Source organism: Streptomyces sp. NPDC045956 (assembly GCF_056430705.1).
This window is the reverse complement of record NZ_JBWKKZ010000009.1, coordinates 367,457-385,489: the sequence shown is the minus strand read 5'-3', so window position 1 is coordinate 385,489 and position 18,033 is coordinate 367,457. Positions and strand designations below refer to the sequence as shown.

Below are 18,033 nucleotides of genomic sequence, written 5' to 3'. Positions count from 1 at the left end.
GACACCCCCACACCCCGAGCCTCCAACGCCCGGAACAACGCCACCTCCACCGCAAACAACGCAGGCTGAGCAAACTCCGTACGCGACAACAACCCCAAACCACCACCGCCGCCATCACCACCACCATCACCATCACCGCCATGGCCGTCACCGTCACCGTCGCCGAACATCACCTCCCGCAACGACCGGCCACCCACCTCACCCACCAGCCCCAACACCTCATCCAGCACCCCCGCAAACACCCCACCCCCCGCATACAACTCACGCGCCATACCCACCCACTGCGCCCCCTGACCCGAGAACAACACCCCCACCCCACCCGGCACCGCCACCCCCGTCCACACACCCGCAGACGCCACGCCAGACGCCAACCCATCCAGAGCAGCCACAACCTCATCGCGCCCACCACACGCCACCACAGCACGCTGCTCGAAAAGCGTCCGCGTCGACACCAACGAGAAAGCCACATCCCGCACAGCCACACCCGACCGCCCCACCAGATCACGCAACCGACCAGCCTGCGCCCGCAACGCCCCCTCCGACCGCCCCGAAAGCACCAACGGCGGGACGCCCGGGAACGAGTCGGAGCCGGAGCTTGCGACGGGTTCGGAGCCGACGACGGCCACGTCCGACGCGGCCCGAGGCAGGTGCTCCAGCACCACATGGCAGTTGGTGCCACCGATCCCGAAGGAGCTGACGCCCGCCAGCAGAGGTGCGCCTCCCGAGGCCGGCGGCAGGTCGGCCGCGGTGGTCTGCACCTTCAGCCGGAGCCGGTCCAGAGGGATGGCCGGGGAGGGGGTGGCGAAGTTCAGTGAGGCGGGAAGGGTGCGTTCCCGCAGGCACAGTGCGGCCTTGACCAGGCCCGCGATGCCGGCGGCGCCCTCCAGGTGGCCGATGTTGGTCTTCACCGAGCCCACCAGCAGGGGCTCGTCGGCCGGCCGGCCGGAGCCGTGCACCGCGCCGAGGGCGTGTGCCTCGACCGGGTCGCCCACCGGGGTGCCCGTGCCGTGCAGTTCGACGAAACGCACCTCGGCCGGGTCGACGCGGGCCTGGGCGCAGGCGGCCTTGAGCACCGCCTCCTGTCCCTCGCGGTCGGGAGCGGTCAGCCCGGGGCCGCCGCCGTCGTTGCCCACGGCGACGCCGCGCACCACGCAGTACACGGGGTCGCCGTCGGCCAGGGCGTCGTCGAGGGGCTTCAGGACGACGGCGGCGCCGCCCTCACCGCGGACGTAGCCGTTGGCGCGGGCGTCGAAGGTGTGGCAGCGGCCGTCGGGTGAGAGGGCGCCGAGGCGTTCCATGGCGGCCGTTCCCTCGTCGGCGAGGACGAGGTTGACGCCTCCGGCGACGGCGATGCGGGACGTGCCGGCCCGCAGGCTCTCGACGGCGAGGGCGACGGCGACCAGGGAGGACGACTGCGCGGTGTCCACCGCGAGGCTGGGACCGCGCGTCCCGAGGACGTAGGAGAGCCGGTTGGCGAGCATGGCACGCTGGAGGCCGGTGGCGGTGTGGGCGCCGACCGGCGCTCCGGCGCGGTGCAGCAGGGTGGCGTAGTCGTCGTGCATGGCCCCGACGAAGACTCCGACCGCCTCGCCGCGCAGGGAACCGGGGACGATACCGGCGTCCTCCAGGGCCTCCCAGCCGAGTTCGAGCATCAGGCGCTGCTGGGGGTCGGTCTCGGCGGCCTCGCGGGGTGACATGTTGAAGAAGGCGGCGTCGAAGTCGCCGGGCGCCTCGATCATGCCGCGCCGACGGCCGTCGGCGTCCCGGCCGATGGCTTCCCTTCCGTCGGTCAGCAGTTTCCAGAATTCCGCGATTCCGGGTGCGCCGGGAAACCGGCACGCCATTCCGACCACGGCAACGGCGTCGGAGCGGTCGCCACTTCGGGAAATCGCGAGTTCTTCAGACACCTGCATCCCTCATATGTTCGCCGTGCCACGCCTCAGCTTTTCTGCCTTTTCTTGATCTTCACGAGCGTACAGTGGGCGAACTGCCGGACGACAGGAACGACCGGTGAACGACAATCAATTGTGTCAAGTTCGGAGATGCCCACGGATTCTCTTCGCACGGCATCGCGAGGCAGCTCACGGGATCGCCCGGCGCAGTCGGCATCACCCGGGGCCGGGCGATTCCGCCAGGGAGCATCCAGGGGCGGATTGAACATCGCACCAGGTCAGCTGGGGCGATGCCGCGACGCCCGACCGGTCACGCAAGGCCACGCGCGGCGCCCGGATATCGGGCGAGCGGGCAAGATTTCAGCACCGAGCGGCCCGGGACAACCCATTCGCGACGAATATGTCAGGTCTCCCCGAGCCCTCCGCCCTGCCCCGTCCCCGCCGCTCGCGCGCTGCCCGGGCCGACATCTCGGCCGGGATTTCAGACGGATACTCATTGTGTCAGGTCCGTCTTGCCGACATTCTCCGGCTATTCCTAAGCTCTGCCGGTAACCGGGACCGGAACCACCGTGCCGCGCGTTCGGTCCAGACACCGCTTTTCAAGGAGTTCGACTGATGAGTGAGGCCGTGACGGGACCGATGGAGCTGAGCAAGGACGCGGACGCCCGTGGGCTGCTCGACTGGTTCGCGTACAACAGGACACGTCATCCGGTGTTCTGGGACGAGACCCGGCAGGCGTGGCAGGTGTTCGGCTACGACGACTACGTGACGGTGTCGAGCCACCCGCAGTACTTCTCCTCGGACTTCAACACGGTGATGCCGACCCCGCCCGAACTGGAGATGATCATCGGTCCGGGCACGATCGGCGCGCTGGACCCGCCCGCGCACGGACCGATGCGCAAACTGGTGAGCCAGGCCTTCACCCCCCGGCGGATCGCCCGGCTGGAGCCCAGGGTGCGCGCGATCACCGAGGAGCTCCTGGACAAGGTGGGGGAACAGGACGTCGTCGACGCCGTCGGTGACCTGTCCTACGCACTGCCGGTCATCGTGATCGCCGAACTGCTGGGCATCCCCGCCGGCGACCGCGACCTGTTCCGGGAGTGGGTCGACACGCTGCTGACGAACGAGGGCCTGGAGTACCCGAACCTCCCGGACAACTTCACCGAGACGATCGCACCGGCCCTCAAGGAGATGACGGACTACCTCCTGAAGCAGATCCACGCCAAGCGGGACGCGCCCGCCGACGACCTGGTCAGCGGGCTGGTCCAGGCCGAGCAGGACGGCCGCCGGCTGACCGACGTCGAGATCGTCAACATCGTCGCGCTGCTCCTGACCGCGGGGCACGTCTCGTCCAGCACCCTGCTCAGCAACCTCTTCCTCGTCCTGGAGGAGAACCCGCAGGCGCTGGCGGACCTGCGGGCCGACCGCTCCCTGGTGCCCGGGGCGATCGAGGAGACGCTGCGCTACCGCAGCCCCTTCAACAACATCTTCCGGTTCGTCAAGGAGGACACCACCGTCCTCGGCCCGCTCATGGAGAAGGGCCAGATGGTGATCGCCTGGAGCCAGTCCGCCAACCGGGACCCCCGGCACTTCCCGGACCCGGACACCTTCGACATCCGCCGCTCGGACGGGACCCGGCACATGGCCTTCGGCCACGGCATCCACCACTGCCTGGGTGCCGCCCTCGCCCGCCTGGAGGGCAAGGTCATGCTCGAACTCCTCCTGGACCGGGTCGAAGGCTTCCGCATCGACCACGAGCACACCGTGTTCTACGAGGCCGACCAGCTCACCCCGAAGTACCTGCCCGTCCGGGTCGACTGGAACTGACCCCGCGGGTTCCGCCCCGACGTCCGGGACCGTCCGGAAATCCGGGACCGTCCCGAAATCCGGGACTGTCCCGAAGCCCGGGGCCGTCCCGAGCCCGCCGGCCCCGGCCTCACGACCGCCCGATCACGCCCCCGCCTCACGCCCCCCGCTCACGACCGCCCGATAAGGAGCGCCGCCATCGCCGAGAACACAGCCGAGCCTCCTGCCCGGCGGGTCGGCAGGATCAAGCCGTGCCGGCTGATCAGGCTGGAGCAGCACATCGACCCGCGCGGCAGCCTCTCCGTGATCGAGTCGGGCGTGACCGTGGACTTCCCCGTCCGACGCGTCTACTACATGCACGGGCAGACCCAGTCCTCGCACCCGCGCGGCCTGCACGCGCACCGCACCCTGGAACAGCTCGTCATCGCCGTCCACGGCGCCTTCTCCATCACCCTCGACGACGGCTTCCAGCACGCCACCTACCGTCTCGACGAGCCCGGGGCCGGGCTCTGCATCGGCCCCATGGTCTGGCGCGTCCTGAAGGACTTCGACCCCGACACCGTGGCGCTGGTCATCGCCTCGCAGCACTACGAGGAGTCGGACTACTACCGCGACTACGACACCTTCCTGCGGGACGCCCGGAGCCTGGCATGACCATCCCCTTCCTCGACGCGGGCGCCGGCTACCGGGAGTTGCGGGACGACATCGACGCGGCGCTCCGGCGGGTAGCCGCCTCCGGCCGCTATCTGCTCGACGCGGAACTGGCGGCCTTCGAAGAGGAGTTCGCCGCGTACTGCGCCAACGACCACTGCGTGGCGGTGGGCAGTGGCTGCGACGCGCTGGAGCTGTCCCTGCGGGCGCTGGACATCGGTCCCGGGGACGAGGTGGTGGTGCCCGCGCACACCTTCATCGGGACCTGGCTGGCCGTGTCCGCCACCGGGGCGCGGCCGGTGGCCGTCGATCCGACGCCGGACGGGCTCTCCCTCGACCCGGCGCTCGTGGAGGCGGCCCTCACCCCCCGCACCAGGGCCGTGATGCCGGTGCACCTGCACGGGCACCCGGCGGACCTCGACCCGCTGCTGGCGATCGCCGCACGGCACGGCCTGGCCGTGGTCGAGGACGCGGCCCAGGCTCACGGGGCCCGCTACCGGGGACGCCGGATCGGCTCGGGTCACGTGGTCGCGTTCAGTTTCTACCCCGGCAAGAACCTGGGCGCCATGGGAGACGGCGGCGCGGTGCTCACCGGGGACTCCGGGGTGGCCGAGCGGATCCGGCTGCTGCGCAACTGCGGCTCCCGGGAGAAGTACCGGCACGAGGTGCGCTCGACCCACTCCCGGCTCGACGAGTTCCAGGCGGCCGTGCTGCGGGCCAAACTGCCGCGGCTCGACGCCTGGAACGCCCGCCGGGCCCGCATCGCCGAGCGGTACGGCCGGGACCTGGGCGCACTGCCGCAGTTGGCCCTTCCCGTCACCGCGCGCTGGGCGGAGCCGGTGTGGCACCTGTACGTGGTCCGCTGCGCGGAGCGCGACGAGCTGCGCCGCCGGCTGGACCGGGCCGGGGTGCAGACCCTGATCCACTACCCCGTGCCCCCGCACCGGTCCCCGGCCTACGCCGACGACCCGGCGGGTGCGCCGGAGGGGGCCCACCCGCTCAGTGAACGCCTGGCGGCGCAGAGCCTGAGCCTCCCCCTGGGACCGCACCTCGGGGAGGACGAGGCCCGCGCCGTCGTGGCGGCGGTCCGGGCGGCGTCCGCGGGGCTGGCGGCGTACCCGACAGGGCCGGCGGCGTACCCGACGCCGGACGGCCAGCGTTTTCCTCTAGTGACGGAGAAACGATGACCGAGGTCATGTCAGGGCGTCCCGGAATGAAAGGGATCATCCTCGCAGGCGGCGGAGGAACCCGCCTACGCCCCTTGACCGGCACGCTGTCCAAGCAACTGCTGCCCGTCTACGACAAGCCGATGATCTACTACCCGCTGTCCGTCCTGATGCTGGGCGGCATCCGGGAGATCCTCGTCGTCTCCTCCACCCAGCACATCGAGCTGTTCCAGCGGCTGCTGGGCGACGGCTCCCGGCTCGGTCTGGACATCACGTACGCCGAGCAGGCGGAGCCCGAGGGCATCGCCCAGGCCATCACCATCGGCACCGACCACATCGGCGACTCCCCGGTCGCGCTCATCCTGGGCGACAACATCTTCCACGGCCCCGGCTTCTCGGCCGTGCTGCAGGGCAGCATCCGCCACCTCGACGGCTGCGTGCTGTTCGGCTACCCGGTCGGCGACCCCAAGCGCTACGGCGTCGGCGAGATCGACGACCAGGGCGTGCTGCTGTCCCTGGAGGAGAAACCGGCCCGTCCCCGCTCCAACCTCGCCGTGACCGGCCTCTACCTCTACGACAACGACGTGGTCGACATCGCCAAGAACATCCGCCCCTCCGCGCGCGGCGAGCTCGAGATCACGGACGTCAACAAGACCTACCTGGAGCAGAAGCGGGCCCGGCTCATCGAACTGGGGCACGGCTTCGCCTGGCTGGACATGGGCACCCACGACTCCCTCCTCCAGGGCGGCCAGTACGTCCAGCTCATCGAGCAGCGCCAGGGCGTGCGGATCGCCTGCATCGAGGAGATCGCCCTGCGCATGGGCTTCATCGACGCCGACACCCTGCACCGGCTCGGCAGCGAACTGGGCACCTCCGGATACGGGGCGTACCTGATGGAGGTGGCCACCCGTGCAGGCACCGCATGAGACCCCGCGCCGGCCCGCCCGCACCGCCGGTCGGCGCCCGCCGGCCCGGATCCTCGTCACCGGGGGCGCCGGTTTCATCGGCTCGCGCTTCGTGAACGCACTGCTGGACGGCTCCCTGCCGGAGTTCGGCAAGCCCGAGGTGAGGGTGCTCGACGCGCTCACCTACGCGGGCAACCTGGCCAACCTCGCCCCGGTGGGCGGCTGTCCGCGGCTGCGGATCTTCCCGGGGGACATCCGCGACCGCGCGGCGGTGGCCCAGGCCATGGCGGGGGTGGACCTGGTGGTGCACTTCGCGGCCGAGTCGCACGTGGACCGGTCGATCGACGACGCCGACGCCTTCGTCAGCACCAACGTGCTGGGCACCCAGGTCCTCCTCCAGGAGGCACTGGCCGTACGCCCCGGGCTGTTCGTGCACGTCTCGACGGACGAGGTGTACGGGTCGATCGAGGCGGGTTCGTGGCCCGAGGAGCACCCGTTGAGCCCCAACTCCCCCTATGCCGCCTCCAAGGCGTCCTCCGACCTGCTGGCGCTGGCGCATCACCGTACGCACGGGCTGCCGGTGTGCGTCACCCGCTGCTCCAACAACTACGGGCCCTACCAGTACCCGGAGAAGATCATCCCGCTGTTCACCAGCCGCCTCCTGGACGGCGGCACCGTCCCGCTCTACGGCGACGGCGGCAACCGGCGCGACTGGCTGCACGTGGACGACCACTGCCGGGGCATCGCCCTGGTGGCGCGGGGCGGCCGGCCCGGCGAGGTCTACAACATCGGCGGGGGCACCGAGCTGAGCAACGTCGAGCTGACGGAGCGCCTGCTGAAGCTGTGCGGAGCCGACTGGTCGGCGGTGCGGCGGGTGCCCGACCGCAAGGGCCACGACCGGCGCTACTCCGTCGACCACACGAAGATCGCGGACGAGTTGGGTTACGCGCCGCGGATCACCATCGACGAAGGGCTGGAGCGGACCGTGCACTGGTACCGGGAGAACCGCGCGTGGTGGGCGCCCGCGAAGAGGGGGCGATGACGGTGACGTCCGCATCCGTGGACCAGCTCGACCTGTGGCTCCGCCGGTACCAGCCGTCCGCGTCGCCCGCCGTGCGGCTGGTGTGCTTCCCGCACGCGGGCGGCTCGGCCAGTTCGTTCCTGCCGTTCACCCGGCAGCTGCCGGACCGGATCGAGGTCGTGGCCGTCCAGTACCCGGGGCGCCAGGACCGCAGGGGCGAGCCGCTGATCGACACCATCGAGGGCCTGGCCGAACCCCTGGCCGGCCTGCTGGAGGCGCAGGCCGGCCCGCCGGTGGTGCTGTTCGGGCACAGCATGGGCGCGCTGGTGGCGTACGAGGTCGCCCGCGCGCTCCAGCAGCGGGGCGCGGGACCGGTGCGCCTGGTGGTCTCCGGGCGCCGGGCCCCCGCCGTGGACCGGCCGATGACCGTGCACCTCTACGACGACGACCGGCTGGTGGAGGAACTCCGCGAGCTCGACGGCACCGACAGCCAGGTGTTCGCCGATCCGGAGCTGCTCCGGCTGGTACTGCCCGTGATCCGCAACGACTACCGGGCCGTGGCGGCCTACGCCCACCGCCCGGGGGCGCCGCTGGAATGCCCCCTCACCGTGTTCACCGGTGCAGAGGACCCCTCCGTGACCGCGGCCGAGGCGGCGGCCTGGCACGAGGCGGCGGCGTCCGGCGTCGAGACGCGGACCTTCCCCGGTGGGCACTTCTTCCCGTACCAGCGGACCGCGGAGGTGTGCGGGGCCCTGGTGGACACGCTCGAACCGCTGCTCTCGGCCGGTACGCGTGCCGTCCGGCGGGTCCGACCGGGGGACGTGGGCACGGTCGGGTACGCCGACCACCGGCGTACCGCGGAGCGGGTGCTGGCCTCCGCCGACACCCTCGACAGTCCGGTCACCGCGCTGGCGGAGGTGCCCCGCTGGCTGGAGGAGTACCACCGGGCGCACCGCTTCCACGTCGAGCCGATCCCCTTCGACCGGCTGCGGCGGTGGTCCTTCGAGCCGGGCACCGGCGACCTGCGGCACGAGACGGGCCGCTTCTTCTCCGTGGAGGGGCTGCGGACCAGCTCGGACGCCGATCCGGTCGCCCGGGTGCAGCCGATCATCGTGCAGCCCGAGGTGGGGCTCCTCGGCATCCTGGCCCGGGAGTTCGACGGGGTGCTGCACTTCCTGATGCAGGCCAAGCCCGAACCCGGCAACGTCAACGGGTTGCAGATCTCCCCGACGGTGCAGGCCACGCGCAGCAACTTCGACGAGGTGCACCACGGCCGTTCCACGCCGTACCTGGACCACTTCATCCACCGTCCCGGCCGCCGGGTCCTGATCGACAGCATCCAGTCCGAACAGGGCGACTGGTTCCTGCACAAGCGCAACCGCAACATGGTCGTCGAGATCGACACCGACGTCGAGGAGGACGCCGCCTTCCGCTGGCTGACCCTGGGGCAGATCCGCAGGCTGATGCTCCAGGACGACCTCGTCAACATGGACACCCGCAGTGTGCTGGCCTGTCTGCCCACCGTGCACGGCACGCCCGACGACGGCGACGACGCCTTCCCGGCGGCGCTGCGCCGCTCGCTCTACGGGGAGGCCGCGCCGCTGCACGACCTGCACGCCATCACCAGCTGCCTCACCGACGTCCGGGCGCTGCGCGTGCTGCGCCAGCAGAGCGTGCCGCTCGACGACGCCCGGCCGGACGGCTGGGAGTGGACCGGGAGCGCGATCCGGCATCGCAGCGGCCGGGACTTCGAGATCATGGCGGTGGAGGTGACGGCGGAGCGCCGTGAAGTGGCCTCGTGGACCCAGCCGTTGCTGCGCCCGTGCTCCCAGGGGCTGGCGGCCCTGCTCACCCGGCGGATCAACGGGGTGCTGCACGCCCTGGTGGCGGCCCGGTCGGAGGTGGGCACGCTCAACGTCGCCGAGTTCGGGCCGACCGTCCAGTGCCGGCCGGACGAGCCGGACGGCCAGCCGCCCCCGTACCTGGACCGGGTCCTGACGGCCGGAGCGGACCGCGTCCGCTACGACGTGGTGCAGTCGGAGGAGGGCGGGCGCTTCTACCACGCGCGCAACCGCTACATGGTGGTCGAGGCGGGGCCGGAACTCGACCTCGACTGCCCGCCCGGCTTCTGCTGGGCGACCTTCGGACAGCTCACCGAACTGCTCGCGCACGGCAACTATCTCAACGTCGAACTGCGCACCCTCCTGGCGTGCGCACACGCCTCCTACTGAATGCTCACGGAAGCTGCACCGCCGGAGAATGGGCGGCGCGCCCCCGGCCGGCCGCACTCCGGAAGGTAAAGCGGCGTCGTCCCGTATCGACTGGGCACGGGAAGCGGCCGAACGGACGCCCCGAACCGCGCGCAATTACCGGGGAGAGAAGCCCGCGGAATCCCCTGCGGGTAACCGCTTTCCCCCGCCGTGGTGCGCCCCGCCGCGGGACCGCACTTACCTCGCGACCGAACAGGGAATGCCACCCCGACGGGCGGTGGAATTCCCTTTCACGTTCCCGGAAAGGGGTGTCTCACGAGCCCGGCGAATATCCGGCGCAACGGACGGGGACTTCGCGGGGACGGCGGTCGGCGGCCGGCGCACCTGCCCGGGTCCGGACGAGACAGCGCGACGCGAAAGGCGATAATGATCAATCTTTTCCAGCCTCAGATGGGGGCCGAGGAACTGGCGGCGGTGTCCGAGGTCTTCGACGACCAGTGGCTCGGTCACGGCCCCCGGACCGCCGCGTTCGAGTCCGCGTTCGCCGACCACCTCGGCGTCGGGGCGGAGCACGTGGTCTTCCTCAACTCGGGCACCGCGGGCCTCTTCCTGGCCCTGGAGTCGCTCGGCCTGCGGCCCGGGGACGAGGTCGTGCTGCCCTCACCCAGCTTCCTCGCCGCGGCGAACGCGGTGCAGCTGTCGGGAGCGCGCCCGGTCTTCTGCGACACCGACGAGCGGACGCTGAACCCGGACCTGGAGCACGTCGAGGCGGCCGTCACCCCGCGCACCAGGGCCGTCATCGCCCTCCACTACGGCGGCCACCCCGGGGACATCGTGCGCATCGCCGGGCACTGCCGGGAGCGGGGCATCACCCTGATCGAGGACGCCGCGTGCTCCGTGGCCTCCCGTGTCGACGGCCGGCCGGTCGGCACCTTCGGCGATCTCGCCATGTGGAGCTTCGACGCGATGAAGGTCCTGGTCACCGGGGACGGGGGCATGATCTACGTCAAGGACCCCGAGTCGGCCGCCCGGATCCGGCGCCTGGCCTACCACGGCCTCACCCGCTCCAGCGGCCTGGGCTACGCCAGGGTCTCGGCGCGCTGGTGGGAGATGGACGTCCCCGAACCGGGCCGGCGCGTCATCGGGAACGACCTCACCGCGGCGATCGGCGCGGTGCAGCTGCGCCGGCTTCCCGGCTTCGTGGCCCGCCGCAGGGAGATCGTCGCCCTGTACGACAGCGAACTGAGCACCCTGGAGGGTGTGCTGACGCCGCCCGCGCCACCGGCGGGGCACGAGTCCACGCACTACTTCTACTGGATCCAGCTGGCCCCCGGCGTCCGGGACCGGGTGGCACGCGACCTGCTCGACGACGGCATCTACACCACCTTCCGCTACGCGCCCCTGCACAAGGTGCCCGCCTACGGCCACGCCGGCGGCGAACTGCCCGGCGTGGAGCGGGCGGCCGAGCGGACCCTGTGCCTGCCCCTGCACCCCGGTCTGTCGGACGGCGACGTCCGCACCGTGGTGTCCTCGCTGCGCAGGGCCGTGGGCGCCGCGACCCGGACCCCCGCCTGACACTCGCGCGCACGCGCCGCGGCCCGGACCGTCCAGGTCCGGGCCGCTGTGGTCCTTCCGGCTCGTCGGCTCGCCGGCTCGTCAGCTGCGCGTGCCGAGGAAGAAGCCGGGTGAGCCGCCGCCGGTCTCGACGTACTCCACGTCCAGGCCCGCCTTGCGGTACGCGCTCTCGTACTGCGCCCGCGAGAACAGCGTGAGGTAGTCCACCTCGCTGCGGTGCCGGATGCCCTCCTCGGTGTGCGCGACCAGGTAGTGGATCTCCATGCGGGTCCGCCCGCCCTCCCGGGTCGAGTGGGAGACGCGGGCGACGCCCCGGTCCCCCGGTTCCGTCCGCAGGGCGTGCGTGGAGACGTGGCCGTCCAGGAAGGTGTCGGGGAAGTACCACGGCTCGACGGCGAGGACGCCGTCCGCGGTCAGGTGCCGTGCCATGGCGGCGACCGCGTCCTCCAGGTCGGCCGTGGTCTCCAGGTAGCCGATCGAACTGAACATGCAGACCACCGCGTCGAAGGTCTCACCGAGGTCGAACGAGCGCATGTCGCCGCGGTGGAGGGTGACGCCGGGGAGCCGCTCCTCGGCGCGGGCCGCCATCCACTCGGAGAGCTCCAGGCCGCTCACCCGGTCGTAGAGCTTGGCGAAGGCCTCCAGGTGCGTGCCGGTGCCGCAGGCCACGTCGAGCAGGCCGGCGGCGTGCGGTGCCCGTTCCCGGATCAGCCCGGTGATCCGGGCGGCCTCGCCGGCGTAGTCCTTGCGGTCCTGGTAGAGCAGGTCGTAGACCTCGGCGGCACTGTCGTTCTCGTACATGGGAATCCTCCGGGCCGTAGCGGGAACCGTGGGTGTAGGGAGGGGAAGGGGAGTGCGCCGTGCGCTCGGGAGCGGGAGCGGGCGCCGTCCGCCGCCGTCCTCGCGATGATCTCCGTACGGACACCCAACAGTTCACGCCGAGTCGCGGTCAAGGAACGGCGGCTGGGTCAGTCAAGTCGGGCCGCCCGCCTTCGGGGCGGGGGCCCGCGGAAGACGGGCGCGGATTCGGACAACCGGTTGCCGGTTCTACCGAAAACGACGGTGTGCGGCCCCGGTCGCCGGGTAGCTTAAGCCTCGTTCGGTGCAACGGTTGAACAGGCAGCGTTCGACCCGGAACCGGCTTTCATGGAATTCATTTCCATCGCGCCGCGACGTCGCGGGGGCGCGGTTGCCCATCGGCCACGAAGCCCCGGCTTTTCGGCCGGCCACCCTCTCGCGGCGAATAGGTATGCCCTTCGAGGAAGCCACCGGAACCGGACGAAGGGGACGAACGGTTGGACCGGACGATCTGGACGGGGTCCGCGAAAGCGTAATAGCCTGTCAATGCTTTGGTAAAGCACAGGGATGGGGGTGCCTGCGGGATGAGTGACCTGGGTTCTGGTGAAGAAGGGTCCGACGAAGACGAGTCGGACGACGCGCTCGCCTTCCTCGAGTTCATCGCCCGGTCGGCCCCCCGGAGCGAATACGACGGCCTCATGGCACGCGCCGAACGCTCGGGCGCCGACGAGGACCGGATGCGCCGGCTGGAGCGCTTCAACCGGCTCGCCCTCACCGCGCAGTCGATGATCGAGTACCGCCGCGACCGGGAGGCGGAGCTGGCGGCGCTGGTCGACGCCGCCCACGAGTTCGTCGCCGCCCGCCGGGCCAAGGACCTGCTCGACTCCATCGCCCGCCGGGCCCGGCTGCTGCTGAAGCTGGACGTCTCCTACGTCGGCCTGCACGAGGAGGACCGGCCCGGCACGGTGGTGCTGAGCGCCGACGGCAACGCGGTCAAGGTCGCCGAGCACTACCGGCTGCCGCCCGACGGCGGTCTGGGCGCCATGGTGCGCACCTGCCGCGCTCCCTTCTGGACCCCGGACTACCTCGGGGACAACAGCTTCGTGCACGTCGAGGCCATCGACGACATCGTCCGCGCCGAGGGCCTGCGCGCGGTCCTGGCCGTTCCCCTGACCGCCGGGGGCGAACCGATGGGGGTGCTCTACGTCGCCGACCGCCAGGTGCGGCACCTGACCCCCAACGAGGTCACCCTGCTGTGCTCGCTCGCCGACCTGGCCGCCGTGGCGATCGAGCACAACCGGCTGGTCGAGGAACTCCGCGAAACCATCGGGCAGTTGCGCCAGGACATCGGTGAGGCCCGCACCGCCCTCGCGTGCACCCGCAGGTCCGCCGACCTCCAGTCGCACCTGATCACGCAGGTGATGGACAGGCGCGGGGTCGACTCGCTGCTCGCCACGGCCGCCGAGGCGCTCGGCGGCGGAGCGGGACTGTGCAGTCCGCTCGGGCGCCCGCTCGCCGAGTACGGGACCCTGCGCCCCGTCGCCCCCGCGGACCTGCGCGCGGCGTGCCGCCGGGCCGCGGAGACCGGCCGGCCCACCCCGGTGGCGCCGGGGCTCTGGACGGTGCCCCTGCTCCCCGGCGGAAACGCCGGCTTCCTGCTGACGGACCTCGGACCGGATGCCGACCACACCGCCGTCCCCCTGCTTCCGATGGTCGCCCGTACCCTCGCGCTGCATCTGCGCGTGCAGCACGACGACTCGCCCAAGGCGCAGAGCCACCAGGAGTTCTTCGACGACCTGATCGGGGCGCCGCGCTCGCCCACCCTCCTCAGGGAACGCGCCCTGATGTTCTCGCTCAGCTTCCGCCGCCCGCACGTGGTGCTGGTGGCGGGCGGGTCCCGCGGGGCCTCACCGCGGCTGGAGGCCTCCGGCGCCGACTACGCGAAGGAGCTGGGCGGGCTGTGCAGCGTCCGGGACGGCACCGTGGTGCTGCTGTTGCCCGGCGACGACCCCGTCGCCGTGGCGCAGACCGCCGCCCCGGAGCTGACCGACCGGGCCGGACACCCGGTCACCGTGGGCGTCGCGGGCCCCGCCTCGACCGTCGACGGCATCGCCGACGCGCACCGTGAGGCCGCGAAGTGCCTGGAGACGCTCCGCGCGCTCGGCGGCGACGGCGGCACCGCCTGCGCCTCCGACCTGGGGTTCCTCGGCATGCTCCTGGCCGAGGAGAACGATGTCCCGGGTTACATCCGGACGACGATCGGCCCCGTCGTCGACTACGACACCCACCGCTTCACGGATCTGGTCCCCACCCTGCGGGTGTACCTGGAGTCGGGCCGGAGCCCCACCCGGGCCGCGGAGACCCTGCGCGTGCACCCGAACACCGTCTCGCGGCGGCTGGAGCGCATAGGCGTGCTGCTGGGAGAGGACTGGCAGTCACCGGAGCGGGTGCTGGACATCCAACTGGCCCTGCGGCTGTACCAGGTGCGTTCGGCGCTCTCCTCGCACCCCTCGTCCGAGACCCGGGCCGTGCTCGGATCGCTGCGCGAGTGACCCCGGGCGCCCCCGGCGCCGTCGGCTCCCGGGCACCCGGGGCAACGGCTTCGCCCGCCGGCGCGGAATGCGCCGGCGGGCGGGCGGGCGTCGGCCGCCGGGCCCTCGCGGGGCGTGGCCCGGGGCCGGCCCGGTTCAGCCGGCACTGAACTCGGCGATGTGCCCGTCCCCCATGGTCAGCCGGGCGCCGGTGAACCGGGACCGCATCCGCCGGTCGTGGGTGACGACCACGACGGCGCCGCGGTAGTCCGCCAGTGCCTGCTCCAGCTCCTCCACCAGCACCGGGGTGAGGTGGTTGGTGGGCTCGTCCAGCAGCAGCAGGTCCATCGGGTCGCTCACCAGCCGGGCGATCTCGATCCGCCGGCGCTGCCCGTACGACAGGTCCTTCACGCGTCGACGCAGGTCGGGCGGGCTGAACAGGCCGAGCGACAGCAGCTTCTCCGCATGGTCCTCCAGATATCCCTCCCGGCCCTGGGCGAAGGCCCGCAGCACGGTCAGTCCGGGCGCCCAGGGCGTCTCGTCCTGCCGCAGGTGACCGACCCGGCAGGCGACGCTCACCGAGCCGCCGTCCGGCTCCAGTTCACCGGCCAGCACCCGCAACAGGGTTGATTTGCCTGCTCCGTTGGGTCCGGTGACGAGAAGCCGTTCGCCGGGCCGGATGGTCAGGGAGTCGACGGCGAGCCGGCCCTCGACGCTCACGTCGGTGAGTTCGGCCACCGCCTCCTCCGCCTCCGGGCCCGCGGTGTCGATGCGGGCGGCGAAGGACAACGGGTCGGCGGGAGCGTGCACCGGGTTCTCGGTCAGCTGCGCCACGCGCTGCTTCGCGTTGCGGATCCGGACCATCGCGCCGTGGTCGCGCCCCCGCCTGCGGTAGGCGCCGTGACCGAACACGGAGAGGGACATCTTGCGCGGGATGCCGTCCATCCGCGCCACGTTGGAGGTGATCAGGCCGCGGTTGCGGTCGAGTTCGGCACGCCACTCCTCGTACTCCCGCAGCCGCCGCTCGCGTTCCACGGCCTTGGCCGTCAGGTAGCCCTCGTAGCCGTTGCCGTAGCGGGTGACGCTGCCGGAGTCGACCTCCAGGATCGTGGTGGTGAGCCGGTCGAGGAAGACCCGGTCGTGGGTGACCGCGATCACCGTGCCGCGGTGGCCGGCCAGGTGGTCCTCCAGCCATTCCATCGCCCGGTCGTCGAGGTCGTTGGTCGGTTCGTCCAGCAGCAGCAGCTCCGGCGACGACGCGAGGGTCGCGGCGAGCGCCAGGCGGGAGCGTTCGCCGCCGGAGAGGGTCCCGAGCTTCCGGTCGCGGTCCAGGCTCGGCAGTCCGAGACCGTGCAGCGCGACCTCCACCCGTACGTCGGCCTCGTAGCCGCCGCGCGCCTGGTACTGCTCGACCAGGGCGGAGTAGCGCTGGAGGACGGCGGACAGCTCGCGCTCGGAGCCCTCCTCGTCGCGCTCGCCCAGCTCCGCCTCGGCCTCGCGCATCGCCGCTTCCAGCTCGCGCAGGTCGGACAGGGCCAGGTCGACGGCGTCCTGGACGGTGGCGTCCAGGGGCAGTTCCAGGGTCTGCGCCAGGTAGCCGACGCCACCGGGGGCGACCACGGTGAGCGTGCCGTTGTCGGGCTCCACGCGGCCGGCGAGGATCTTGAGCAGCGTGGACTTGCCGGAACCGTTGTCGCCGATCACGCCGACCTTCTCGCCCGGCCTGATGCTGAAGCCGACCCGGTCGAGCACGACGACGTCGTGGTAGCGCTTGGTGATGTGGTGCAGGGCGTATTGCGCAATCGACACGCGTGATCTCCTGTTTCCACGATGAGGATGAGTGGATGCGTGAGCGCGCTCGCAAAAGGAACGGGAAGCAGAACGGACGCCACCACTGCGGACATGGCCGGGCAGGGGGTGTCACGAGCGCGCTGCTGGATGCGACTGGCGGAGTCAGCTCAACGCCGGGCATCCTCATCTATCACAGAGATCCCATGCGCAGAACTATAGCCCTGCTACCCGGAGCCGCGCAACGGTATGCGTGCCGCACCGGCCGACGTGATGCAGTCGGAACGGGATGATCGCTCGTCCGGCGGCCGGGTGCCTAGCCTCGGGAGCAACCGCAGCGGTCTTTCAGGAGAGGGTCGGCCATGGGCGATCTCAGGCACCGCATCACCGAGCTGGTCCGCGCGTACCACCGGGAACAGGCGCCCGGGGACTTCGTTCCCGGGACGACGCACGTGCCGGTGTCGGGCGCGGTGCTGAGCGAGGAGGACCGGCTGGCGCTGGTGGAGACGGCGCTGGAGATGAGGATCGCGGCCGGCCCGGCCTCCCGGGGCTTCGAGCGGCGGTTCGCGCGGTACCTCGGACTCCGGAAGGCGCACCTGACCAACTCCGGCTCCTCCGCCAACCTGCTCGCCCTCACCGCGCTCACCTCGCCGCAGCTGGAGGAGCGGCGGCTGCTTCCGGGGGACGAGGTCGTCACGGTCGCCGCGGGGTTCCCGACGACGGTCAACCCGATCTTCCACAACGGGCTGGTGCCGGTCTTCGTCGACGTCGAGCTGGGCACGTACAACACGACGCCCGAGCGCATCGAGCGGGCCATCGGCCCCCGGACCAGGGCGATCATGATCGCGCACGCCCTGGGCAACCCCTTCGAGGCCGAGGAGGTGGCCCGCCTCGCGGACGAGCGGGACCTGTTCCTCGTCGAGGACAACTGCGACGCGGTGGGCTCCCGCTACCGGGGCAGGCTCACCGGCTCCTTCGGTGACCTGTCGACCGTCAGCTTCTACCCCGCGCACCACATCGCGATGGGTGAGGGGGGCTGCGTGCTCACCGACAACCTGGCCCTGGCGCGGATCGTGGAGTCACTGCGCGACTGGGGGCGCGACTGCTGGTGCGAGCCGGGTGAGGACAACCGCTGCCTCAAGCGCTTCGACCAGAAGATGGGCGACCTGCCGCCCGGGTACGACCACAAGTACATCTTCTCGCACGTCGGTTACAACCTGAAGTCGACCGACCTGCAAGCGGCCCTCGGGCTGTCCCAGCTGACCCGGATCGAGGAGTTCACCGAGGCGCGGCGCGCCAACTGGCGGCATCTGCGCACCGCGTTGGACGGACTGCCCGGTCTGCTGCTGCCCGAGGCCACACCGGGCAGCGATCCGAGCTGGTTCGGGTTCCTCATCACGGTGGACCCGGACGCCGCGTACAGCAGGGCGGCTCTGGTCGACCACCTGGAGTCGCGCCGGATCAGCACCCGCCGCCTGTTCGGGGGCAACCTCGTCCGCCACCCCGCGTACACCGACCGACGGTACCGGGTGTCCGGTTCGCTGGAGAACAGCGACCTGATCACCGACCAGACGTTCTGGATCGGGGTCTTCCCGGGCATCACCCCGGAGATGATCGCCTATGTCGCCGACACCGTGCGGGAGTTCGTGCTCAAGCACTCCTGACGGACGGCGGCACGCGGGGAGGGGAG

General features: G+C 71.5%; 12 protein-coding genes. 9 read left to right on the top strand and 3 right to left on the bottom strand.

Annotation, left to right across the window (positions count from 1 at the left end):
* Positions 1 to 1,913: type I polyketide synthase (locus AC07FV_RS25085; RefSeq protein WP_479089486.1), on the bottom strand; the 1,913-nt coding region annotated here is incomplete at its 3' end.
* 594 nt (positions 1,914 to 2,507) lie between these two features.
* Between AC07FV_RS25085 and AC07FV_RS25080 the strand changes: the two genes are divergently transcribed.
* The 7 genes from AC07FV_RS25080 (at position 2,508) to AC07FV_RS25050 (ending at position 11,226) form a co-directional block, all read left to right on the top strand.
* On the top strand, positions 2,508 to 3,719 hold the full coding sequence (locus tag AC07FV_RS25080) for a cytochrome P450 (RefSeq protein ID WP_479089485.1): 1,212 nt from the start codon (positions 2,508 to 2,510) through the stop codon (positions 3,717 to 3,719).
* 39 nt (positions 3,720 to 3,758) lie between these two features.
* A complete protein-coding gene (locus tag AC07FV_RS25075) occupies positions 3,759 to 4,352 on the top strand; it encodes a sugar 3,4-ketoisomerase (RefSeq protein ID WP_479089497.1) in 594 nt (197 codons plus the stop codon).
* Positions 4,349 to 5,536, top strand: coding sequence for a DegT/DnrJ/EryC1/StrS family aminotransferase (locus AC07FV_RS25070; RefSeq protein WP_479089484.1), 1,188 nt, complete (start codon positions 4,349 to 4,351; stop codon positions 5,534 to 5,536). The genes AC07FV_RS25075 and AC07FV_RS25070 overlap by 4 nt, the downstream gene beginning before the upstream one ends.
* 26 nt (positions 5,537 to 5,562) lie before the next feature.
* Complete coding sequence (rfbA, locus tag AC07FV_RS25065; RefSeq protein ID WP_479089483.1) at positions 5,563 to 6,441, top strand: glucose-1-phosphate thymidylyltransferase RfbA; 879 nt, start codon at positions 5,563 to 5,565, stop codon at positions 6,439 to 6,441.
* A gap of 49 nt (positions 6,442 to 6,490) precedes the next feature.
* Positions 6,491 to 7,462 (top strand): dTDP-glucose 4,6-dehydratase, encoded by a 972-nt coding sequence (gene rfbB, locus AC07FV_RS25060; protein WP_479089496.1) that lies wholly within the window; start codon positions 6,491 to 6,493, stop codon positions 7,460 to 7,462.
* The gene (locus tag AC07FV_RS25055) at positions 7,459 to 9,672 is read left to right on the top strand and encodes an alpha/beta fold hydrolase (protein WP_479089482.1); all 2,214 of its coding nucleotides are present in this window, start codon (positions 7,459 to 7,461) and stop codon (positions 9,670 to 9,672) included. The genes rfbB and AC07FV_RS25055 overlap by 4 nt, the downstream gene beginning before the upstream one ends.
* A gap of 405 nt (positions 9,673 to 10,077) precedes the next feature.
* Positions 10,078 to 11,226, top strand: coding sequence for a DegT/DnrJ/EryC1/StrS family aminotransferase (locus AC07FV_RS25050; RefSeq protein ID WP_479089481.1), 1,149 nt, complete (start codon positions 10,078 to 10,080; stop codon positions 11,224 to 11,226).
* A gap of 81 nt (positions 11,227 to 11,307) precedes the next feature.
* On the opposite strand, the gene AC07FV_RS25045 is transcribed toward AC07FV_RS25050, so the two are convergent.
* Positions 11,308 to 12,027: a class I SAM-dependent DNA methyltransferase gene (locus AC07FV_RS25045; RefSeq protein ID WP_479089480.1), complete on the bottom strand. Its 720-nt coding sequence runs from the start codon at positions 12,025 to 12,027 to the stop codon at positions 11,308 to 11,310.
* Positions 12,028 to 12,722: 695 nt separating this feature from the next.
* Between AC07FV_RS25045 and AC07FV_RS25040 the strand changes: the two genes are divergently transcribed.
* A complete protein-coding gene (locus AC07FV_RS25040; RefSeq protein WP_479089479.1) occupies positions 12,723 to 14,576 on the top strand; it encodes a helix-turn-helix domain-containing protein in 1,854 nt (617 codons plus the stop codon).
* 135 nt (positions 14,577 to 14,711) lie between these two features.
* Here the strand turns inward: AC07FV_RS25040 and AC07FV_RS25035 are convergent, their stop codons facing one another.
* Positions 14,712 to 16,364: a TlrC/CarA/OleB/SrmB family ABC-F type ribosomal protection protein gene (locus AC07FV_RS25035; protein WP_479089478.1), complete on the bottom strand. Its 1,653-nt coding sequence runs from the start codon at positions 16,362 to 16,364 to the stop codon at positions 14,712 to 14,714.
* Between the two features lie 341 nt (positions 16,365 to 16,705).
* On the opposite strand from AC07FV_RS25035, the gene rfbH reads away from it, so the two are divergent.
* On the top strand, positions 16,706 to 18,007 hold the full coding sequence (rfbH, locus tag AC07FV_RS25030; protein WP_479089477.1) for a lipopolysaccharide biosynthesis protein RfbH: 1,302 nt from the start codon (positions 16,706 to 16,708) through the stop codon (positions 18,005 to 18,007).
* Positions 18,008 to 18,033: the final 26 nt, after the last annotated feature.